This window comes from Amycolatopsis sp. 3B14, assembly GCF_050958625.1.
GTDB lineage: Bacteria > Actinomycetota > Actinomycetes > Mycobacteriales > Pseudonocardiaceae > Amycolatopsis_E > Amycolatopsis_E thermoflava.
Genome location: NZ_JBHZEN010000023.1, coordinates 19,445 through 41,075 on the forward strand (window position 1 = coordinate 19,445; position 21,631 = coordinate 41,075).

General features: G+C 69.4%; 19 protein-coding genes and 1 pseudogene. 13 read left to right on the forward strand and 7 right to left on the reverse strand.

Features of this window, described 5'->3' with window-relative positions:
- Positions 1 to 109: 109 nt before the first annotated feature.
- Together ACCP09_RS12975 and ACCP09_RS12980 are read right to left on the reverse strand one after the other, a co-directional pair.
- A complete protein-coding gene (locus tag ACCP09_RS12975; protein WP_433746155.1) occupies positions 110 to 1,402 on the reverse strand; it encodes a nucleotide-binding domain-containing protein in 1,293 nt (430 codons plus the stop codon).
- The gene (locus tag ACCP09_RS12980; RefSeq protein WP_433746158.1) at positions 1,399 to 2,001 is read right to left on the reverse strand and encodes an SLATT domain-containing protein; all 603 of its coding nucleotides are present in this window, start codon (positions 1,999 to 2,001) and stop codon (positions 1,399 to 1,401) included. Before ACCP09_RS12980 ends, ACCP09_RS12975 begins: the two co-directional genes overlap by 4 nt.
- Before the next feature lie 625 nt (positions 2,002 to 2,626).
- On the opposite strand from ACCP09_RS12980, the gene ACCP09_RS12985 reads away from it, so the two are divergent.
- Positions 2,627 to 2,911: a hypothetical protein gene (locus tag ACCP09_RS12985; protein WP_433746161.1), complete on the forward strand. Its 285-nt coding sequence runs from the start codon at positions 2,627 to 2,629 to the stop codon at positions 2,909 to 2,911.
- A 346-nt stretch (positions 2,912 to 3,257) separates the two neighbouring features.
- On the opposite strand, the gene ACCP09_RS12990 is transcribed toward ACCP09_RS12985, so the two are convergent.
- Positions 3,258 to 3,704: a sensor histidine kinase gene (locus ACCP09_RS12990; RefSeq protein ID WP_433746164.1), complete on the reverse strand. Its 447-nt coding sequence runs from the start codon at positions 3,702 to 3,704 to the stop codon at positions 3,258 to 3,260.
- A gap of 18 nt (positions 3,705 to 3,722) precedes the next feature.
- Between ACCP09_RS12990 and ACCP09_RS12995 the strand changes: the two genes are divergently transcribed.
- The 6 genes from ACCP09_RS12995 (at position 3,723) to ACCP09_RS13020 (ending at position 8,789) form a co-directional block, all read left to right on the forward strand.
- Entirely contained in the window at positions 3,723 to 3,956 is a 234-nt protein-coding gene (locus ACCP09_RS12995) for a hypothetical protein (protein ID WP_433746167.1), read from the forward strand.
- Positions 3,957 to 4,068: 112 nt separating this feature from the next.
- Positions 4,069 to 5,052: an NADPH:quinone oxidoreductase family protein gene (locus ACCP09_RS13000; RefSeq protein ID WP_123686163.1), complete on the forward strand. Its 984-nt coding sequence runs from the start codon at positions 4,069 to 4,071 to the stop codon at positions 5,050 to 5,052.
- Position 5,053: 1 nt separating this feature from the next.
- Complete coding sequence (locus ACCP09_RS13005; protein WP_123686164.1) at positions 5,054 to 5,500, forward strand: FAS1-like dehydratase domain-containing protein; 447 nt, start codon at positions 5,054 to 5,056, stop codon at positions 5,498 to 5,500.
- Positions 5,501 to 5,560: 60 nt separating this feature from the next.
- Positions 5,561 to 6,727 (forward strand): CaiB/BaiF CoA transferase family protein, encoded by a 1,167-nt coding sequence (locus tag ACCP09_RS13010; protein ID WP_433746171.1) that lies wholly within the window; start codon positions 5,561 to 5,563, stop codon positions 6,725 to 6,727.
- 13 nt (positions 6,728 to 6,740) lie between these two features.
- Positions 6,741 to 7,121: a MaoC/PaaZ C-terminal domain-containing protein gene (locus ACCP09_RS13015; RefSeq protein ID WP_433746174.1), complete on the forward strand. Its 381-nt coding sequence runs from the start codon at positions 6,741 to 6,743 to the stop codon at positions 7,119 to 7,121.
- 12 nt (positions 7,122 to 7,133) lie between these two features.
- Positions 7,134 to 8,789 carry an acyl-CoA synthetase gene (locus ACCP09_RS13020; RefSeq protein WP_433746177.1) on the forward strand — a complete coding sequence of 552 codons (1,656 nt, stop codon included), beginning with the start codon at positions 7,134 to 7,136 and terminating at the stop codon, positions 8,787 to 8,789.
- Here the strand turns inward: ACCP09_RS13020 and ACCP09_RS13025 are convergent, their stop codons facing one another.
- The 3 genes and pseudogenes from ACCP09_RS13025 to ACCP09_RS13035 form a co-directional block, all read right to left on the reverse strand.
- A complete protein-coding gene (locus ACCP09_RS13025; protein ID WP_433746180.1) occupies positions 8,790 to 9,980 on the reverse strand; it encodes a PucR family transcriptional regulator in 1,191 nt (396 codons plus the stop codon).
- On the reverse strand, positions 9,977 to 11,626 hold the full coding sequence (locus tag ACCP09_RS13030; RefSeq protein ID WP_433746183.1) for a class I adenylate-forming enzyme family protein: 1,650 nt from the start codon (positions 11,624 to 11,626) through the stop codon (positions 9,977 to 9,979). The genes ACCP09_RS13025 and ACCP09_RS13030 overlap by 4 nt, the downstream gene beginning before the upstream one ends.
- 115 nt (positions 11,627 to 11,741) lie before the next feature.
- A pseudogene (locus ACCP09_RS13035) lies at positions 11,742 to 12,522 on the reverse strand (enoyl-CoA hydratase/isomerase family protein).
- 126 nt (positions 12,523 to 12,648) lie between these two features.
- Here ACCP09_RS13035 and ACCP09_RS13040 point away from each other — a divergent pair.
- On the forward strand, positions 12,649 to 13,377 hold the full coding sequence (locus ACCP09_RS13040) for a DsbA family protein (RefSeq protein WP_433746186.1): 729 nt from the start codon (positions 12,649 to 12,651) through the stop codon (positions 13,375 to 13,377).
- 240 nt (positions 13,378 to 13,617) lie between these two features.
- On the opposite strand, the gene ACCP09_RS13045 is transcribed toward ACCP09_RS13040, so the two are convergent.
- Positions 13,618 to 14,274, reverse strand: coding sequence for a TetR/AcrR family transcriptional regulator (locus ACCP09_RS13045; protein WP_433746189.1), 657 nt, complete (start codon positions 14,272 to 14,274; stop codon positions 13,618 to 13,620).
- A 293-nt stretch (positions 14,275 to 14,567) separates the two neighbouring features.
- On the opposite strand from ACCP09_RS13045, the gene ACCP09_RS13050 reads away from it, so the two are divergent.
- The 5 genes from ACCP09_RS13050 (at position 14,568) to ACCP09_RS13070 (ending at position 21,623) form a co-directional block, all read left to right on the forward strand.
- Positions 14,568 to 15,566 (forward strand): ABC transporter permease, encoded by a 999-nt coding sequence (locus tag ACCP09_RS13050; protein ID WP_433746192.1) that lies wholly within the window; start codon positions 14,568 to 14,570, stop codon positions 15,564 to 15,566.
- A 43-nt stretch (positions 15,567 to 15,609) separates the two neighbouring features.
- Entirely contained in the window at positions 15,610 to 16,686 is a 1,077-nt protein-coding gene (locus tag ACCP09_RS13055; protein ID WP_123686173.1) for a sugar ABC transporter substrate-binding protein, read from the forward strand.
- Between the two features lie 69 nt (positions 16,687 to 16,755).
- Positions 16,756 to 18,957 (forward strand): ABC transporter permease, encoded by a 2,202-nt coding sequence (locus ACCP09_RS13060; protein WP_433746196.1) that lies wholly within the window; start codon positions 16,756 to 16,758, stop codon positions 18,955 to 18,957.
- A gap of 12 nt (positions 18,958 to 18,969) precedes the next feature.
- Positions 18,970 to 20,079: an SMP-30/gluconolactonase/LRE family protein gene (locus tag ACCP09_RS13065; protein ID WP_123686175.1), complete on the forward strand. Its 1,110-nt coding sequence runs from the start codon at positions 18,970 to 18,972 to the stop codon at positions 20,077 to 20,079.
- Positions 20,079 to 21,623, forward strand: coding sequence for a sugar ABC transporter ATP-binding protein (locus ACCP09_RS13070; protein ID WP_433746200.1), 1,545 nt, complete (start codon positions 20,079 to 20,081; stop codon positions 21,621 to 21,623). Before ACCP09_RS13065 ends, ACCP09_RS13070 begins: the two co-directional genes overlap by 1 nt.
- The last annotated feature ends 8 nt before the right edge of the window (positions 21,624 to 21,631 follow it).

Genomic DNA, 21,631 nt, shown 5'->3' on the forward strand with positions numbered 1-21,631 from the left:
GCGTGCTGTCACCGATGCCACTCCACCTGGTGCGCCAGCGACAAAACCTCTCGGGACAAGATCAACAGCGGGAGACTTCGACCACACCAAGATCGTTTTGTTGCGACCTCTAAGCGGCGTTGGTGCTGATCGGCACGTCGATGCCGTCCCGCGCGACCACGATCCCGTCCTTGATGACGTAGCACTCGACAACGTGCTCGCCACGGAAGCTGGTTCGCTCATGTCGAGCGTTGCCGGCGTGGTTGGGCGAGATGATCTCCCCGCGGATGTTGTTCCGACGCTCGGCCTCGTCTCCGCGGTTCAGCACCTTCCACTTCACGTCGTACGGGTACGCGACGCTGCACTCGGTGATGGTGAAGTCGAGGTCCTTGTTCGGGAGCAGCAAGGTCTTGTTCTTGAGCATTTCGCGGAGCGAAGCCGTCCGCCATCCGTTCTGCGTGACCTTGCAGTCGATCGCGACCGACTCGCTGATGTCCACGGGGTACCGGCTCTCGACGAACTCCTCGGTGTCGTCGAACGAGCGGGCGGCCTTGCTGACTTCCAGCGGAACTGCCGACCCGAACACCTCGCGCCATTTCTTGTTCGCTGAGGCCTTGCCCTCGTTGTCGATGGCTTCGCGGCAGCGGTTGTACGCCTTCTTCGCCTTCGGCTGGAATCGCTTCTTCACGTACACCCGCTGGTTGCTACCCAGCGCGAGGTAGTAGTCCTTGTCCGGCTCGTTCATGAGGAACTCGAAGAAGTCCCTGACCATCAAGTCGAACCAGAAGCTCCCCTTGTCGTCATACTCGGACGTGGCCGAGAAGAACCGGTAGACGAGCGTGTCGATGAGCAGGCCGCCCATTACCACGCCGTTCGCGTCCTTCCACGCCCGGACCATCCGAGCGAGGTGGCGCATGTTCGTCGATGTACGGTCGTTGCAGTCCTTCGTTGCAGCGATCTCCTCGCGCGGCTTGGTGATCTTCCAGCTCTCGGCCTTCGTGTCGGGATAGTCAAAGCTGCCATCGCTGTTCTCGAATGCCGGCTGCAGCTCGAACTTGAACTTGTTGCTCGTGAACTGCACACGAACGACGCACTGGTCGACGCGTATGTCGGTGTTCGGGTACCGCGCAGTCAGATCGTCCCGAACACGGTTGAGCAGCCTTCGCGGTCCCGTCTCGCTGCTGTAGCTCGAGCGGAGGCTCGCCGGGAGGATGTAGATCATGTCCAGGTCTGAGACGCCGCGGATCGCGGTGTGCCGGCCGTAGGATCCGACCATGAGCCGATTCGCCGTGGAGCCCTCGATCGACCGGAAGTCCTTGTTCAACGCCTTCGTGATCTCGTCGCGGCGTGCGGCGATGGTGGTACTGGCGTCGCCGACCTTCAGGTTCTCGAGCAGGGCGTCAAAGATCTCGTCCACCTTCATCGTCCGGCTTCACCTTCGTTGAGACGGAGCGCCTCTGGGAGGAGCAGGTCGACCTCGCGGGAGGTGAAGGTCATCTCCTCGTTGTTCTTGAGCCCGTCCTGCGCCCGGCCGTAAGCCTTGGACGTGGTCCGGGGCGCGTCGGCGTAAGCCGCACGCGTGGCCTCCTGGAGCTCGTCGCGGCGCGCACGAGCAGCGGCAGGCGCCGTCGCGCCGGACATCAGGTCGGCGATCAGCGACAGGTACGACTCACGTACGTCCCACAGCCGCGAGGCGATCTTGTGGTGGGCCTCAGACTCCTCGCTGAATTTGAAGCTCTTGGAGGCGAGGCTCAGCGCGCTGACGACGAGGGCGATGAACGAGGTCGCGAGGCTGGTCAGGACCTGATTGCCCAGCATGCCGAGCACGGACGCGAGGAACGTGCCGGTGCTGACAGCCGTGAAGGCGACCAGCACGCCCTGCTGCCACCGGTATCGCCCGAAGCAGATGTCCGCTTGCTTCTCGTGGGTCTTGTGGCTGTAGACCACCCGGCCGAACGCCTCGCGGACCTGCGCGAGCAGGTACTCCTCTCGCTCTACTTTGACTGCCGGCTCTATCGCCACTTCTCCTCCGCTGCGTACTCGACCATGAGGTGCGCCCCAGGTGGGTTCCTCCCACGCCGTAGATGCCGCGGAAGAGTTACGGTCACTGGAAGTTCGCTGCACTCGGGTTAAGTATGGCTCGGACCACCGACACTCTTAGCTAGGGGCGGACCAAGGCCGGCAGTTTGAACAAAGAGTCGGATGCCCCGGTCCACGTTGCGGCGCACCAGTGCATCGTCGGCCCAGAGGTAGCAGTTACCACATCGTTGTTGCTGGTTGCGGTCGGGGAGCTGTCCCAGCTGGCAGGCGGGCGTTAGCGACGCGGGGCGATACGGCGAAGTCGTGTACGTCTACCCTTCCGGCGTCTCAGCCGCGGAGAATGCCGGGGACCGCGCGCTCGCCGGGCAGCTCCTCTCGTCGCTGGCCAACCGGGGGCGAACGTGGGTGGCCCGCGCGACGCGGCGCTCCTGGCGCGCTCGGCGGTGAGGGGCGCGTACGGCGAGATGACTTCGGGTGCGGCCCCTGCTCCTGGTGCGGCTCGGGTGGGCGCCCAGAACGGCGACGAGGCGCACCGGACATTCGGCGCGGTCGACGATTCCTAGAGGAGCGCTCGAACGGGGTCGAGGAGCCCGAGTGGGTCTACTGGATGAACCGCAAAGAGATCGACGTGGCGGGGCGCGTGCTCATCGAGCTCGGCCAGCCGCCGGCCCCTGCAGAGCCGTTGCTCTCGCGGGCCATCGGCGAGTACACGGCGGAGCATGTTCGCGAGGTCGCGCACTACGAGGCGTGGCTGGCCGAGGCGTTCGCGAGGTCAGGTGAGCTCGACGCCGCGCGGGCGACGGTACGGCACGCGCGGCAGGCGAGCGCGAGTGTCAACTCCGCTCGGCTGGAGCGTCGGGTTGGGATGGTCGAGCGCATGATCGGGGCGTAGCGCTCCGCACGATGAGCTGCACCTGCCTGACCAAGCGCGGAGAAGAGGTAGGAGATCGCGTCGAAAGCCCGGCGATCGCCCGCAACCGTTCGATGACCTCCTTTGAAGAGGCGGGCGTACACGTCAGGCGACAGCTGGTTGGCGATGCGGGCCTCGTACGGCACCACTCTCGAAGTGGTTGGTCGTGAACGGCGTTGCCCACTCTCGGCCTCACCGCGATCGCCGTCCTCGACGCGATCCGCGTCGGTCGGCCGCTGACACCCTCCTCGTCGGCGGCGCTGACGGGCCGGGCGATTTCGGCCCTCCCAGCCGTCATCGGAGGGCTCGGGCTCTTGAGGCGATGCGATCACAGCCAGCCGCGCTCGTCGGCCACTCCACCAGCCGCGGCCACTCTGGCGCGCAGGCCCTTCAGCCCGGACCCGGCGCCGGCCGGGCCGCCGACCCCGTCGTCGCGCACCTCGACGGAGGTCGCGGTCAGCTCGACCGTGCACCGGTCGGCCCGTGCGTGCCGCACCACGTTCGTCACCCCTTCCCGAACGACCCAGCCGAACAGTTCCTGCCGCTGCGGGGGCACCGCGTCGTAGGCCGTGGGCAGGTCGGCGGTGACCCCGGCCGCCCGCAGCAGTTCCCGGCCGCGGGCGAGCTCGCCGGCGAGCGTGACGTCCTGGTATCCGGACACCGCGGCACGGACGTCGGCCAGCGTCCGGCGGGCCAGCTGCTCCACCGATTCCATCTCGGCCAGCGCCGCGGGAGGTGCGCCGACGGCCAGCCGTCGGGCCAGACCGCTCTTCACGGTGATGGCGGTGAGGGAGTGGCCGAGCAGGTCGTGCAGGTCCCGGGCGATTCGGTTTCCGGCGCGTTGCGAGCCGGTTTCGAGTACTACCGGGCGCTGGAGCGGACTGCCGAGGACAACGCGCGCCGGGCCGGCGAGTACCGCGTCGGGATTCCCGTTCTGGCCCTGGGCGGGGCGGCCGGCTGGGACCGGGGCGATCAGGTCGCCGAGCTGGTCCGACGGTTCCGCGCGCACCTGGCCACCCGGTTTTGACGATCCACCAAGACCACCCGCCGGTCTCTTTGGTGTTCGGACGAAGACACGGTGCCGCGCGCCCGGGCAGGATCTGCAGGAACGTCCGGAAATCCCAGTGAGGAGAACACCGATGAGAGGCGAGGATGTCCGTTCGCTGATCGTCAGCGAGCCGACGGGTCCCGATGCGCTCAGGATCGGATCGCTCAGCCTCTCGCCCGCACCGGGCGACGTCGTCATCGACGTCCACACGGCGGGCGTGACGTTCCCCGACCTGCTCCTGACCCACGGGCGGTACCAGGTCAAGCCCGAGCCACCCTTCGCGCCCGGCCTGGAGGTCGCCGGGGTCGTGCGGTCGGCCCCCGCCAGAGCCGGTGTCGCGCCCGGGGACCGGGTCATCGCGTTCACCGGCCACGGCGGCGGCTACGCGGCGACGGTGGCGGTGCCCGCGCAGCACGTTGTGCCGATCCCGGGCGCCATGGGCTTCGACGAGGCCGTCGGACTGATGGTCAACTACCAGACCTCCTACTTCGGTCTCGTCGAGCGCGGCCGGCTCCGTGCCGGCGAGACGGTGCTGGTGCACGGAGCGGCCGGGGGTGTGGGCACCGCGGCGGTGCAGATCGCCCGCGGGCTCGGCGCTCGCGTCCTGGCGGTCGTCAGCGACGAGGGCAAGGCCGGCATCGCCCGGGAAGCCGGGGCGGAGGAGGTCATCCTCGTCGGCGGCTGGATCGACGAGGTTGGCGAGCGCACCGCCGGCGAAGGCGTCGATCTCGTGTACGACCCGGTCGGCGGCGACCGCTTCGACGCCAGCCTGCGCCTGATCCGGCCACAGGGCCGCATCCTCGTCATCGGGTTCGCCGAGGGGCGGATCCCCCAGATCGCGGCGAACCGGTTGCTGCTGCGCAACATCGATGCCGTCGGCGTCGCGTGGGGACACTACGTGCCGCACGACCCCGCGTTGATCCGCCGCGTCGGCGGGAAGCTGAACGAGCTCGCCCAGGCGGGCCACGTCCGTCCGCTCGTCGGCGCGACCTACGCGCTGGAAGACGGCGCACAGGCGCTGAAGGACCTCGAGGCGCGCAAGACCGTCGGCAAGAGCGTGCTGAGGCTGCGCTGACATGACCGAGCGGAACCTGACCGGGCGCACCTTCCGACCGTGGACCTACGAGGTCGGGATCGAAAAGATCCGGGAGTTCGCCACCGCGCTCGGGCACGGCGAGGCCTGCTACTTCGACCGCGAGGTGGCCAGGTCGATGGGTTTCCGCGACGTCGTGGCGCCCCCGATGTTCGCGGTGGTGTTCTGCAAGTGGATGGGGCCGGCGGTCCGGCACCCCGACGTGGGCATCGACTACGCGCGCATGCTCCACGGCGGGCAGGAGTTCGAGTTCGGAGCGCCCGTCTGCCACGGCGACGTCATCACGACCAGCGCCGCGGTCGCGGACGTCTACGCGAAGAGGGACCTCGAGTTCTTCGTGTTCTCGTCCCATTCGGCCAACCAGTTCGGTGAGACCGTCGCCGACGGGCGGTGGACGATGATCGTCCGCGGCAGCGACGGCCAGGCGTGATCCCGGAAGCGGCCCAGCCGCACCCCGAATCCGAAACAGTCCCAGTCATGTGGAGGTGACATGTCCGGACCCCTCAGCGGTGTGCGGGTCGTCGAGCTCGGCGGCATCGGACCCGCCCCGTTCGCCGCGATGATGATGTCCGACCTCGGTGCCGAGGTCGTGCGGATCGACCGGCCCCTCGGTGGCGATCTCGGCGAGCACCAGCGGCACGAGCTGGACCTGCTGCTGCGCGGGCGCCGGTCGATCGCCCTGGACCTCAAGGCGCGTCGCGGCCAGGAGACCGTCCTGCGCCTGCTCGACCGTGCCGACGTCCTGCTCGACCCGTTCCGCCCGGGCGTCGCCGAACGGCTTGGGATCGGGCCGGGGCCGGTGCTGGAACGCAACCCCCGGCTGATCTACGGGCGGATGACGGGCTGGGGCCAGACCGGGCCGCTGGCCCCCTCCGCCGGGCACGACATCAACTACGTCGCGCTGGCCGGTCCGCTGGCGGCGATCGGGCGCCGGGACGCACCGCCCCCGCCCGTGCTGAACCTCGTCGGCGACTTCGGCGGCGGCGGCATGGTCATGGTCGTCGGTGTGCTGGCGGCCCTGCTCGAGCGTGCCCGGTCCAACCGGGGCCAGGTGATCGACGCCGCGATGGTCGACGGCACCGCGGCCCTGTTCGCCAGCATCGTCGGGTTCATGAACATGGGCGTGTGGAACGGCAACCGGGAGGACAACTTCCTCGACGGGGGCGCGCCGTACTACGACTCCTACGTCACCGCCGACGGCCGGTACATCACGATCGGCTCGATCGAACCGCAGTTCTACGCCCTCCTCCTGGACCGGCTGGGCCTGGACCCCGGCGAGTGGCCGCAGCACGACCGGTCCCGCTGGCCCGCCCTGCGGGTCCGGCTCACCGAGATCTTCGCCTCCGCGACGCGCGATCACTGGGTGGAGGTGTTCGAGGGCACCGACGTCTGCTTCGCGCCGGTGCTCAGCGTGGACGAGGCGATGGCGCACCCGCACCTCAAGGCGCGGGGCACCTACGTGACCGAGTTCGGCATGCGGCAGCCCGCTCCCGTCCCGCGCTTCGACCGCACACCGGGCTCGATCCAGTCACCGCCCTGTTCCCCGGGTGAGCACACCAGGGCCGCGCTGGCCGACTGGGGCTTCGCCGAGCGGGAGATCGCGGAGCTGATCGAGACGGGCGTCGCGGTCGACCGTCCCCGGGTCACCTCGGCATGACGGGAGCGGGCACGTGACACCAGGCGAAACCTTCGAGCTCACCGTGACCCCGGACCGGTACCTGCCGCACCGGTACGCGGGGGCGTCGGAGGACTTCAACCCCATCCACGTCGACGAGGAGTACGCGCGCGGAGTGGGCCTGCCCCGCAACATCCTGCACGGTCTGTACACGATGGGCATCGCTGCTCGCGCGGTGATGACGGCGGCCGGTGGTGATCCCCGTGCCCTGCGCCGGATCGCGGTGCAGTTCCGCGGTTTCGGCGTGCCGGAAGAGGAAATCGTCGTCCGGGGCTCGGTCCGTGGGGCGGACGGCGCGGGGATCGTGGCCGATTTGGCCGCCGACCAGAACGGCCGTCCGCTGATCCGTGGTGGCGAAGCGGTCACCCGGTCCTGAGGAGGAGTACACATGGGACAGTCCGGCAGCTCTGCCGCGGACGAGTGGAGGCGCGTCCTGGGCACGCTCGACCAGGACCCGGAACGGGGCTTCAACCTCGCCCACGAGTGCTGTGGACGCTGGGCCACCGACGCCGACCGGCTCGCGCTCGTCATGTGCCACCCGGACGGCAGCTCACAGCGCCACACCTACCGCGACCTGTTCGGCCAGGCGCGCCGCGCCGCCGATGCCTTCGTCGCCGCGGGGCTGCGCCGCGGGGCGAAGGTGGGCGCGATCCTCACCCGCCAGGTCGAGGCCTGGATCGCCGCGCTGGGCGCGTGGCACGCCGGGATGGTCTACGTCCCGCTCTTCTGCGGGTTCGGGCACGACGCCGTCGCGCAGCGGCTCAACGCCGCCGGAGTCGAGGCCGTCGTCGTCGACCAGCGCTGGCGGCAGGTCCTGGAGGCCGCCCGGCCGCTGCTGCGGCGCGACATCCAGGTGTTCACCGTCCCCGGCGCCGACGGGGCGGGTCCGCTCGAGGGGGACCGGGACTTCTCGGCCGAGCTCGACGCCGGTTACCCAGTCACGCCGATGGCCGACACGGCGGCAGACGAGACGGCGGTCGTCATGTTCACCAGTGGGACGACCAGTGAACCCAAGGGGTGCGTCATCCCGCACGCGGGCGTGATCTCGCTGCTGCCCTGGTTCGACCACAGCGTGACGGCCGGTGTGCGGGACCTCCTGTTCACCACCACGGACCCGGGGTGGTCGTTCGGCCTGCTGTCCACCGGTGCGGCCCCGATGGTGCGCGGGGTCGCCCGGGTCATGTACACCGGCGACTTCGATCCGGATGCCTGGCTCGACGTCGTGGAACGCGAGGGGGTCACCTGCTTGACCTCCGTACCCACGGCCTACCGCCGGCTGGTCGTGGCCGCGGCTGAGCGGGGCATCCCGTCCTCGGTCCGCTGTGCGGTGAGCGCGGGGGAGCCCCTGGACGCGGACACGGCCGCGCGGTGGCGGCGGTTGTCGGAGGCACCACTGCGCGACGGATACGGCCAGACGGAACTGGGCATGGTGCTCGCCGACCTCGCCGACGACGCCAGGGAGACGGTGCCCGGCTCGCTCTCCCGGGTCGTCCCCGGCTGGGAGGCGCGCCTGCTCGGCGAGGACGGGCAGTTCGTCGAGGGCCCCGGCCAGGGAGAGATCGTCTTCCGGCGCCCGCCCTATCAGCTGACGAGCAGCTACGCCAACGCCCGGGATTTGTGGGAGTCCCGCCTGGTCGGCGGGGAGTGGTTCCGGACCATGGATGTCGTCCGGCTCGACGAGGACGACCGGTGGTGGTTCGTGGGACGGGGCGACGACGTCATCGTCACCGCCGGGTACAACGTCGGACCCGGTGAGATCGAGTCGGTGCTCACCTCGCACCCGTCGGTCCTCGAGGCGGCGGCGGTCGCGGCCCCGGATCCGCGGCGCGGATCGGTGGTGCGCGCCGTGGTGGTCCTCGCCGCCGGGGCCACCCCGTCCGCGGCCCTCACCGCCGAGCTCCAGGACCTGGTGCGCCGGGAGATCGGACGGCACGCCTACCCGCGCATCGTCGACTACGTTCCCGATCTGCCCAAGACGGTGACGGGCAAGGTCCGGCGCGCATCGCTGCGGGATCAGCCGCGGCGGCTCGCGGACGCCGGGTAGTCACGGCGATCGGATCGCGGCGAGAACGAGTTGCACGGCCAGCCTCGCGTCCGGATCGTCCAGATCGAGTGAGGCCAGGTCGGCCAGCCGTTTGAGCCGGTACCGCATCGAGTTCGCGTGGAGGTGCAGAACCTCCGCCGCGCGCCGGACGTCGCCGAACGAGTCGAGGTACACCCGCAGGGTCCGCTGGTAGTCGGTGCCGTGCAGGCGATCGTGCGTGCTCAGCCCGTCCAGCAGACCGCGCGTCAGAACGGGGCGCGCCCGCAGGAAGGACACGACCTCGTGGAGGAGGACCTCGTGCCGCAGGGCGCTGAAGCAGCCGGTGCGGCGGTCGCGCGCCTGGAGGACGCGCAACGTCAGGTCGGCCTCCTCGCGGGACTGGAGCGCGGACGCGAGCCCGTGCACGGCCGAACCGGCGGCAGCGCACACCGGTGCCCGCGCCGCGCGTGCGAGCTCCGCCGAGGTCTCCCGCACCAGCTGGTCCACGGTGGCCTCGGACAGTTCCGGCGCCACGTGCAGCAGGTAGGTCCGCGCGCCGAGGGCGCCCGCGAGCCAGGTGTGCGGCTTCATCCGCGCGTACCGGGACAGCGCGCGCAGCGCCACGGCGCCCAGGGGCTGGGTCCCGCTCCCGAACACCAGGATCACGGCGCCGACGTCGTCCCCGTCGACCTCGAGCTCTTGGGCCAGCTGGGCGGCGGGCAGGTACCCGCCCAGGAACCGGCGGAGCAGCCGAGCCCCTGGGTGCGCGTCCCGTGCGCTTCGGCGGGCGAGTTCGGGGGCCACGATGTCGGCGAAGTCGCGGGCGAGGCGTTCGACGTCCGGGGCCAGCTCCGCGTCGCCACTCATGAGCCAGAGGTAGCCCACCACGCGCTCGTCCGATCGGACCGGCCGGATGTAGCGCCGCAGGGGCGACGGCCAGGGTGCGTCGAGCCGGATGAGCCGGTCGTCGCGCTGCAGGCGGTGCCGGATCCCGGACTCCTCCATCCACCGCAACCAACGGTCGGGGGTGCGGCGGTTGAGGATCGCCGACCGCCGCGCCTCGTCGTTGGGCTGCCCGGCGACCGCCGAGTAGGCCAGGACGCGGAAGTCCGCGTCCTCGACCACCACGGGGCCGCCGAGCAGCCGCGCGGCCGTGTCGACGACCTCGAACAGGTCCTCGACAGGCCTGGGCTCCGCCGGGAGCTCGCTCAACCGCCGACCTTGCGGTCACCGGCGGTCCAGTACCGGTCCCGCAGCTGCCGCCGCATGATCTTGCCCGAACCCGTCTTGGGCAGCTCGGTCACGAACTCCACGGACCGGGGTTTCTTGTAGCTCGCGAGGTGCGCCGAACAGACCGTCACCACGTCCTCCGGGGTCAGCGAGTACCCGTCGCGGACCACGACGACGGCCTTGAGCGCCTCGCCCCACACCGGGTCCGGGACGCCGATGACGGCGACCTCGGACACCGCGGGCAAGGTCGACACGACGTTCTCGATCTCCGTGGGGTACACGTTGAACCCGCCGGTGACCACCATGTCCTTCTTGCGGTCGACGATGTAGAGGTAGCCGTCCTCGTCGAACCGCCCGAGATCACCGGTGCTCGCCCAGCCCTCGGCGTCGACCATGTCCGCCGTCGCCTCGGGCAGGTGCCAGTAACCCATCATCGTCTGGTCGCCGCGCACGGTGATCTCGCCGACCTCGCCGTGGGGCACCTCGGCGCCGGCGTCGTCGACCAGTTTGACCTCGACGAACGGGCTGATCCTGCCGGCGCTCGCCAGGCGTGCGGGAATCCCGCTCGCCGGGTCGAAGGAGTGGTCCTGCCGGGACAGGCAGGCGATGGGGATGGGCAGTTCGCTCAGCCCGTAGAACTGGATGAACACGTCCCCGAACACCTGGCGTGCCCGGGCCAGCCGGTCGGGCGCGATCGGCGATCCGGCGTACACGACGGTGTGCAGCGACCCGTAGTCCCCGGTGCGCCGTTCGGCTGCGAGCACCAGGAGGTTCAGCATCGTCGGCACCATGGGCAGGATCGTCACCCCGTGCCGCTCGACCAGCTCCAGCGTTTCGGTCGCGTCGAACTTCGGACAGGTCAGGTGGGTCGCGCCCCGGACGAAATACGACGGCGCGACGTACCCGCTGAGGTGGCTCAACGGTGCGACGTGCAGCACGAGGTCGTCGTCGCGGGCCGGTGGCAGCTCCAGGAGCTCGTTGCGCACCATCGCCGCCCAGTTGGCGTGGCTGAGCGTCGCGCCCTTGGGCATCCCGGTCGTCCCGCTCGTGTACAGGATCGCGGCCGGCTCGTGGGGGAGTGGCCGCGTGTAGGGCGCGGGTGCCGCTTCGCGCAAGCGGTCCAGCGTCGTGTCACCCGGGCCGCCGTCCACGGTGACCACGTGCCGCAGCGCGGGCAGCTGGTCACGCACTCCGGCCAGCCGCTCGGCCCACTCCGGCGCGGCGAACACCACCGCAGCGGCGCAATCGGTGAGGATGTGCACCACCTCGCGCAGGTGCAGCCGGATGCTCAGGGCGGTCCGCACGAACCCGCCGAGGAACAGCGCGTGCTCGATTTCGAAGAACTCGGGGCAGTTCCCCAGCAGCAGGACACCCCGGTCGCCGCGCCGGACTCCCAGGCCGGTGAGCCCGCCGACGATGCGGTGGACACGCTCGCCCAGCTCGCGGTAGGTGATCGCAGTGTCCCCGTCCCGCACGGCGGTCCGGGAGCCGTACTGCCGGTACCCCCGCTCGTAGAGGTCCGCGACCGTGACCTGGGTGGCACGCTGCCGGTGATCCAGTCCGTCGGGGCCGATCACGCCGGAGCCCCCGGACGTGCCCTGACCCACCTGGGTCGTTCCGCTGAGCATCGTCGCTCAACCTCCTCGCGCGACACCGCGTGTGTACTGATCGGTCTGGAATTGCCTATCAAGTGGCGATTATGCGTGTACCGATCGGTATAAACAAGTACCATCGGCAACAGGTTCACCGTCCGGTGAACCGGGCCTTGCCCGGGCCGTGCTCGAGGAAGGACTCCATGCCGATCGTGCGGTCGTCCGTGGCGAACAGTCCGGCGAACACTTCCGACTCGAGGTTCAGGCCCGACGTCAGGTTCAGGTCGAGCCCGTCCTCGATGGCCTTCTTCGCCGCCGCGTAGGCCAGCGTCGGTCCTTCGGCGAACTGGGCTGCGTAGGCGTAAGCCCGGTCGTAGGTCTCCTCGGCCGGCACGACCTCGTCGACCAAGCCCATCTCCAGGGCTTCGGCGGCGCCGACGAAACGGCCGGTGTACACGAGGTCTTTCGCCGCGGCCTCGCCCACCAGTCGCGCGAGTCGCTGGGTTCCGCCGCCTCCCGGGATCACGCCGAGCAGGATCTCGGGCAGCCCGAGCTTCGCGTTGTCCGCGGCTATGCGGCGGTCGGTGCTCAGAGCGATCTCCAGCCCGCCACCGAGCGCGTACCCGGTGATCGCGCTGACCGTCGGCTTCGGCACCGACGCCAGCGCACCGATGCCCGCCGAGATCTGCCGCGACTGCGCGACCATCTGGGCGTGGGACGCCGACGCGAGCTCGCGCACGTCGGCGCCGGCGGCGAAGGTCTTGGGTCCCCCCGTGGATCACGACGGCCCGGATGTCCTCGCGGGCGGTCAGGGTGACGGCGACCTCGGCCAGTTTCTCCCGCACGGTCCGGTTCAGGGCGTTCACCGGTGGCCGGTCGAGGCGGACGACGCCGACGCCGTCCTCCACTGTCAGCTGGACATGCTCGGGCATGGGTGACTCCTGTCTGTATCGATCGGTACAAGAGAGAGTAGGGGTGCGATCCAGGGACTTCCTGTGAGCTTTGACATAAACCGGCGATCGGGCAGACCGAGTGGTCCAGAAGAGTAGGGTGAGGGCATGGCCGACGCTGACCTGCACTTCTACTTCGACCCGGTCTGCCCCTTCGCCTGGATGGCGAGCAAATGGGTCCGGATCGTCGCCCGGCAACAGCGCTACGACGTCGAATGGCGGTTCATTTCGTTGCGGCTGCTCAACAGCCACATCGACTACGCCGCGCACTTCCCGCCCGAGTACGAGGCGTCGCACACTGCCGGCCTGAAGCTGCTGCGCGTCGCTGCGCGGATCCGCCAGGCGCACGGGCCGGACCCGATCGGGTCGTTCTACGAGGTGCTCGGCGCGGAGACCTTCGAGCGTGAACCGGTGCCGGGCGGCGTTGCCGCCGCGGTGCACCGGGGCACCCAGGCGCTCGCGATCGAGGCGTTGCGGCAATGCGGGCTGCCGGAGGACTACGCGGACGCGCTGGAGGACTCCGGCTGGGACGCGGAGATCCAGGCGGAAACCGACACCGCCCTGGCGCTCACCGGCAAGGACGTCGGCACGCCCATCCTGCATTTCGAGCCGCCCGAGGGCACCGCGCTCTTCGGGCCGGTGATCAGCCGTCTGCCCGCCGAGGAGGAGGCGCTCGAGCTCTGGGACCATGTGGTGGCGCTGGCGCGGTTCCCCGGGTTCGCGGAGCTGAAGCGCAGCCTCCGGGAACGTCCCCAGCTGCTGTCGTTCGGCGTGCGGGAGGGTGACGTGGGGCGGCAGGAGGACTGGCACGGCGGGAGCCGCCGCCAGAAGAAGTAGGTGGTCCGGTCGGCCGGGCCGCGGAGGCTGCGGGCGGGCTCGGCGATGACGCGATCCGCTGGGGCGGCCGATGGGTCGGCCGCGCGGCGGGACGATCCGTGCGGTGGGAGCCGCGGCCGGGAGAAGGCGTAGCGCGGCGGGCCAACAGATCGTGGCCGCGACGGAACCGGCGGTCGGCGCCTCGGCCGGACCGTGGACTCGCCGGTTGCGCCGGTGACCGGGCCGGCGGCCGCGGGGTGGTCAGGGGATGGCGGCCGGAGCCGGTTCTGCGGCGGGTGCCGCCGTCGGGTGGGCGACGTGCCGGGTGGGCCGGAGCTGGCCGTGGATCACCAGGTCGGTGAGCCGGTCGGCGATGTCCTCCGGGGACAGCGGGCCGCGCTCGGTGTCGAGCCAGACGTGGGTCCAGTTGAACATGCCCAGCACGCCGAGCACGACCACCCGGTCGGCACTGGCGAAGACTCCTTCGCGTACCCCCTCGCGCAGCACCTCGGCGAAGAGGTTCTCGTACTCGTCGCGCAGCGCGGTCAGCTGCGTCGCGCGCTTGCCGCTCAGCGCGTGCATTTCCCGGATCACCACAGTCACTTCGTCGCAGCGCGCGGCCATGATCCGCAAGTGCTCCCTGGCGAGCGCGCGCAGCTTCTCCGTCGCAGGGATGTCTTGTGCCACCACGGCCCTGCCCCGTTCGAGCGCCTCCTCGACGTGGCGCTTCGACAGGTCGTACAACAGGTCCTCTTTGGACCGGATGTGGTAGTAGAGAGCGCCACGCTGCAGACCGGCCGCCTCGCCGAGCTCGGCGACGCCGGTAGCGTGATAACCCTTGCGTGCGAAGATCTCGGCCGCGACGCGCAGAATTCGCTCGTGGGTCGACTCGCCCGACGTGTCCCGCCGGTGTGTCATCGTTCCTCCCCGTCTCGCCAATCGGTACAAGTGTACCGATCAGTATAGGGATCGCACGACAGCGATTGACGGACGAAGCCGGCCGCAGGCCAGTCCGCGTACCCGTGCGCAGCAACGCGACAGCAGGTCTACGACGCGGCGTATCCAGCACTTTGTGAGCGCCGTCACTCATCTGGGTGAAGTCCGAGCGTGGCTGCGCGATCAGGGATTGACTCGCCGCAGATCACCTGTACCGTTCGGTCCGACGTCGGTACTGACCGATCGATACAGAGCCATCGGACAACGGAGTGGCGATGAGCGGAACTCTTTTACGGCGGCGATCCGGCCTGCTGGCCAACATCTCCCAGGAGCAAATCGTCCTCGTGGTGGTCGTGGCGCTCTTCGTGGTGTTCGGCCTGACCCTCAACGGCTTCCTCGAGCTGAACAACCTCGTCAACCTGGTCCGCAGCGTGTCGTCGCTCGGAATCTTCGGCGTGGCGATGGCGGTCGTGGTGATCGCGCGCGGTATGGACCTCTCTCTCATCGCTTCGATGGGCGTCGCCACCGCGGTGGCGATCCAGCTGATGCGCACCGAAGTCAGCACGCCAGTCGCGCTGCTCGTCGGCATCGGGATCGTGCTCGTGATGGGACTGTTCAACGGTTTCCTGATCGCGTTCGCCGAGATCCCGGCCCTGTTCGCGACACTGGCCTCCGGCCTGCTCGTCTACGGCCTGGCGCGCACAACCATCCTCGATGGACTGATCGCCGAACTGCCCGGCGACCGGCACTTCGTCGTCGCCCTCGGTCAGGGCACCTTGTTCGGCATCCCGGTTCCCATCATCGTGTTCGTGGTGACCGCGGTGCTGGCGCAGGTCATGCTGTCGCGGACCAAGACCGGCCGGTTCATCTACGCCCACGGCGACAACGCGGGCGCGGCGGCCCTGTCCGGTATTTCCGTCCGGCTGCTCACCATCTTCGAGTACATGACCAGCGCGGCGATCGGGTTCGTCGGCGGTCTCGTCGTCGCCGGTTCCGTCGGCGGGCTCAACACGCAGGTGATCGACAGCTCGCTGATCTACGACGTGCTGCTCGTCGTCGTGGTCGGTGGCATCAGCCTCGTCGGTGGGCGGGGCAGCGTGCTGAGTGTGGTCGTGGGCACGGCACTGATCGGTGTGATGCTCAACGGGATGACGATCCTCAACATGAACACTCACGAGCAGGACATCATCAAGGGCTTGATCCTGCTCGCGGCGCTCGTGCTGGACAACCGGCTGCACCCGCGTGACGAGGAGACCGTCCGCCAGGGCGACTGAGCCCGGACATCGAATTTCGACCCAAGGACAAGGAGGTCCTGCCATGCGAATCGGCAAATCGCGGATGCTGCGGATCAGCGGGCTCGCCGCGGCCGCCGTGCTGGCTGTCACCGGCTGTTCGACCGGGGGCAGCGCCCAGACCGCGGCCGCGGGGAACAACCAAGTGCCGCCGACGGCTTCCGCAGGCGAGTTGCGCGACCACGCGCTGAACAGCTTGCAGGGCAAGACGGCCGCGTTCGTGCCGGTCGGCATGGGCACCCCGCTGATGGAGGAGTGGAACCGGCAGCTGGAGCGCGGGTTCAAGGCCGCCGGCATGAACTACGTGCTGCGCGACCCCAACTGGGACACCGCCAAGCAGGCCGAAGCCGTGCAGTCGCTCATCAACGACAAACCGGCTGTCCTGGTGGTGCACAACTTCGACGTGCAGATCCTCGCCAAGCTCATCCAGCAGGCGCAGCAGGCCGGGATCTACGTCATCCAGATCAACATGGTGAGCAACTACAAGTCCGACGCCTTCGTCGGCGCCGACACCATCGACCTCGGCCGCCGCATCGCCACCGACATCGTCGCGCAGTGCGGTGCGAGCACGCAGACGTCGCACGAGGTGCAGATCGTGCAGGGTGATGCCACCTCCGGGTTCACGCTCGACGTCATGGCGGGCGCGAAGGAGGTCTTCGACCAGCACCCGGAGATCAAGATCGTGTCGACCCAGGCCGCGAACTGGGACCGGACGAAAGCCCACGACATCACCGCGACGGTGATCCAGCAGCACCCGAACCTGTGCGCCAGCTGGGGTTTCTGGGACCAGATGCAGTACGGAGCGGCCGCCGCGATCAAGGAGGCGGGCAAGCTCGGCCAGGTCAAGGTGTTCACCTCCGACCACAGCAACATCGCCTGCGAGGGCGTGCGCGACGGCATGTTCTTCCAGTCCTACGGCTACTCGGTGCCGACGCAGGGCACGGACATCGTGGCGATCGCGAAGTACCTGGTCCAGTCCGGGCAGGCCCCCGGCACGGCCCGGATCGCCGACTACACCCCGCTGGTGAAGATCGACAAGAGCAACTGGAACCAGCCGAACATGTGTTACGACGGCAAGAACGACGGGCTGACCGTTCGCTGATCCCATCCCCGCCGGGACGCCTCCCGCCTGCGGCGTCCCGGCGCGCCCCAGCTCCGGAGAGGGAGAACCATGACGGCAACTGCGGACGTGCGGCCCGCGACCCCGCGCCGCCGCCCACCTGAGCGCAACGTCCGAGAGCACGAAACCGTTCGCGACCGGCTTCGCCACCTGCGTTACCGCGCCTCGCCGCAACAGTTCTTCGCCGAGCTGTTCGAAAAGAGGTGGATGGAGCCGGCCATCCCGCTGGCCATCCTGATCGCGGTGATCGTGTTCTTCTCCGTCGCGGCCCCGGGTTTCGCCACCTCCGCGAACCTGTTGTCGACGGCGGCGGAGCTCGCGGAGATCTCGTTGATCTGCCTTGGCATGGCCGTGGTGATGATCTCCGGGGGCATCGACCTGTCCGTCGGCTCGATGTTCGGGCTGTGCAACATGATCGCGATCCTGCTGATCACCGTCGTCGGGTTGCCGGTCGTGCCGGCGATCCTGCTGACGCTGGTGGCCGGTGCCGTGCTGGGCGCCACCAACGGCACCATCGTCGCCTACCTCAAGGCGCGGCCGTTCCTGACCACGTTGGTCACGCTGATCATCTTCCGGGGTGTGCTGAACCTGCTCGACCTGCACTACTCGGCCAAGACCGCGTCGGTGTTCGTCATGGACCCGGTGTGGGACTGGTTCGGCACGGGCAAGGTCGCCGGCCTGCCGTTCAGCTTCGTCACCTTGCTGGTGGTGCTCGTCATCGGGCACATCGTGCTGAGCAGGTCGCGACTCGGGTGGCACATCACCGCGGTCGGCGCGAGCCGTCGGGCCGCCCGCCATGCCGGCATCCGCGTGGAGCGGGTCCTGCTGATCAGCTACGTCTTCGCCGGGGCGCTGTGCGCGCTGGCGGGCGTGTTCTACGCGGCGCGGCTGAGCAGCGCCAGCGCGCGGGTCGGCGAGGGTCTCGAGCTGAACGTGCTGACCGCGGTCATCCTGGGCGGCATCAGCCTGACCGGCGGCAAGGGTACCGTCTGGCGTGCCTTCATCGGCGCGGCGACGATCAGCCTGCTGGGCAAGGGTTTGTTGCTCATGGACGTGGGCGGCGAGGTCCTGCAGACCGTGCTCGCCGTCGTGCTGATCGTCGCCGTGGGGCTGGACACCAAGTGGGGCAAGAACCGCGGCAAGGCCATCCAGAAGACCTACGTCAACCCGACCCTGGTGGAGTACGGCCCGCTGCCGGACGTCCGGCCAGGCTCGGGCAGCCCGTTCGAGATCAACGACCGGCTGCGCGACGCGGAAGCGATCGGGCTCGGTGAGGTCGAGGGACCCGAGGACGTGATCGTGGACTCGCAGGGACGCGTCTACTGCGGTACCCGGCAAGGCTGGATCCTCCGCTTCTCCGGACCCGATTTCAGCGAGCGCGAGGTCTTCGCCCGCATCGGCGGGCACCCGCTGGGCATGGCGTTCGACGCCGACGAGAACCTGATCGTGTGCGTCGGCGGCATGGGTCTGTATTCCGTGTCCCCGGACGGCAAGCACCGCAAGCTCTCCGACGAGACCAACCGGACGTGGGCCCGGCTGCGGGACGACTCGCGGTTGCGCATGGCCGACGACCTCGACATCACGCCCGAAGGCAAGGTCTGGTTCAGCGAGGCCACCACCCGCTTCGACATGGCCGACTGGATCCTCGACGGCGTCGAGGGCAGGCCCAACGGGCGGCTGCTCTGCTACGACCCCGTGACCGGGAAGACCAGGACGGTGATCCGGGATCTGGTGTTCCCCAACGGGATCTGCAGCTGCCACGACGGCGAGTCGCTGCTCATCGCGCAGACCTGGCTGTGCCGCATCCTGCGGTACTGGCACAGCGGGCCGAACGAGGGCAAGCTGGAGATCTTCATGGACAACTTCCCCGGCTACCTGGACAACATCAACCGGGCCTCCGACGGCACCTACTGGGTGGCGCTCAACGGGATGCGTTCACCCGCCTACGACCTCGCGATGCGCATGCCCACCTTCCGGCGCCGCATGATGAAGCGCATTCCGCGCGACGAATGGCTCTACCCGAGCATGAACCACGGGTGCGTGGTCAAGGTGTCGGATGCCGGCGAGGTGCTGGAAGCCTACTGGGATCCGGGCGGGGAGAAGCACTCCACCATCACGTCGATGCGCGAGCACAACGGCTACCTCTACATCGGGGGGCTCGAGAACAACCGGATCGGCCGTGTCGAGCTCCGCGCCGGCCGACCCGAAATGGCCACCACCGAGCGGGCGGGCCGTCCCGCCACGGTCGGCTGAGGAGGAGGACCGATGCCCCGAGTCGAAGCCTGGGAACTGGTCAAGGAGTTCCTCTTTCCCGGCAGGTCCGGACACCGCGCCATCCCGCCGCTGGACGGCGGGCTCACGCCGAACGACGAACTCGACGCCGTCGCGACCGCGATCGGCGGCCTGACCGAGCCCGAGGACGTGTGCCTGGACGAGCGCGGCGACCTGTACGTGAGCACTGCCGACCGGGTGGTGCGGGTGTCCGGTCCGGACTTCCGGCACTCCGAGGTGTTCGCCACCCTGCCCGGGCCGGCCGGCGCGCTGGAGCCCGGCCCGGACGGCCTGCTGGTGGGTGTGGCGGGGACCGGCCTGATGCGGCTGGGCCGTGACGGGGCGGCGGAGCTGGTGACCGCGGCCGACGAGTCCGGTGTGCCGATCCACTGCCCGACCGACGTCGCGCTCGCCGGCGACGGCACGATCTACCTCACCGACGGGTCCACGCGGCACCACGGCCGGGACTGGGTCCGGGACTTGATGGAGCAGAACGCCCGCGGACGGCTGCTGCGCCACGACCCCCGGTCCGGTCGCACCACCGTGCTGGCCGGCGGACTGGCCTACGCCAGCGGAGTGTCCCTGACCCCCGGGCAGGACGCGCTCGTCGTCTGCGAGGCGTGGGCGCACCGGGTCCGCCTCTACCCGCTGGCCGGGGGAGCCGGTCGCACCTTGCGGGAGAACCTGCCCGGTTACCCGGGCCGGATCAACCCGGCCCCGGGCGGCTACTGGCTGGCGATGTTCGCGCTGCGCACCCAGCTGGTGGAGTTCGTGCTGACCCAGCGCGACTACGTCGAGGAGATGATGCGCACGATCGAGCCGGACTACTGGATCCGGCCCGCGCTGCGCGGCCTCGACTCCGGTCTGGAACCGCTGCAGGGCGGGCAGATCCGCAAGCTCGGCGTGATCAAGCCGTGGGCGCCCCCGCGGTCCTACGGCCTGGTCGCCCGGCTGGACGAGGAGGGCTACGTGGTCTCGAGCATGCACAGCCGCGGCGGTGGCCGGCGGCACGGTGTCACTTCGGCCCGCCAGTGCGGAAGCCGGCTGTTCATCGCGGTGCACGGCGGGGACCAGGTGCTGGTGACCGGGGCGGGGGAGGCGTGATGAACCAGTCCATCGTGGAGCAGCTGGAGATCGACCCGGCGGCCGGGCAGACCCTGCTGGTCGAGATGTCGAAGGTGACCAAGACCTACCGCGGCGTGCACGCCATCCACGACATCGACTTCGACCTGCGCGCCGGTGAGGTGCACGCGCTGGTCGGCGAGAACGGCGCGGGCAAGTCGACGCTGTGCAAGATCCTCGCCGGCGCGGTGCAGCACTCCAGCGGGGAGCTGCGGATCGGTGGCGAGCTGGTGAACTTCCGCCGCCCGCACGACGCGCTCGAGCACGGGATCGCGATGGTCTACCAGGAGACGAGCCTGGTGCCGACGATGACCGCGGCGCAGAACATCGAACTCGGCCACGAGAAGCTGCTGACCCGGTTCCGCTCGCTCAATATCGGGGCCCAGCAACTGCTGCAGTCGATGAACTTCCACGTCGATCCGACGGCGTATGTGTCCAACCTCGGCGCGGCGAAGAAGCAGATGGTGGAGATCGCGCGAGCCCTGCGCTCCCGGGCGCGGATCGTGATCTTCGACGAGCCGACCGCGAGCCTCACCCCCGAGGAGACGCTCCACCTGTTCAACGTCATCAACGATCTTCGCGCGGCGGGCCTGGGCGTCATCTACGTGTCGCACGCGCTGGAGGAGTCGCTCAAGATCGCCGACCGGGTCACGGTCCTGCGTGACGGGGAAAGGGTGGCGTGTCTGGAAGCGGCCAAGACCGACCGGGACGAGATCGTCCGGCACATGGTGGGGCGAGAACTGGGCGGCGCCGCCCGGGTGGAGCCGCGTCGCACCGCGGACGTTCGCAAGCGCCGCGTGCTGGAGGTCGAGAACCTCATCCTGGGCAACGTCGTGAAGAACATGTCGTTCTCCGCCTACGCGGGGGAGGTGCTCGGCATCGCGGGGCTGATCGGCAGCGGCCGCACGGAAACCGCGAAGATCATCGCCGGGGCGCTCAAGCGCAACCGGATCCACGGCGGCCGCGTGCTGCTCAACGGCAAACCGGTTCGCTACCGGGTGCCGAAGCAGGCGATCGACGACGGGATCGTCTACATCACCGAGGATCGCAAACAGGACGGGTTCTTCGAGACGATGACCATCGCCGAGAACCTCTACCTCGGCCTGCTCGCCTCGCGCAAGGGGCGGCGGCAGTGGTGGTTGTCCTCGGCGCGGCGCAAGCGGGTGGCGAAGGAGTGGAGCGACCGGCTGCGGATCAAGGCGATCAACGCCGACGCGAAGATCGTCGAGCTCTCCGGCGGGAACCAGCAGAAGGTGGTCGTCGGCAAGTCGCTGGTGGCGGACCCGGAGGTGGTCATCTTCGACGAGCCGACCCGCGGTGTGGACGTCGGCGCGATCGAGGAGATCCACCAGCTGATCCGGCAGCTCGCCGACGAGGGCAAGGCGGTCATCGTCATCTCCTCCTACCTGCCGGAGATCCTCGCCGTGTCGGACCGGATCCTGGTCGCCCGGTTCGGTCGCACCGTGGCCGAGTTCAGCAGGGAAGAGGCCACCCAGGAAAAGATCATGTACGCCGCGATCTTCTGAAGCGGAGC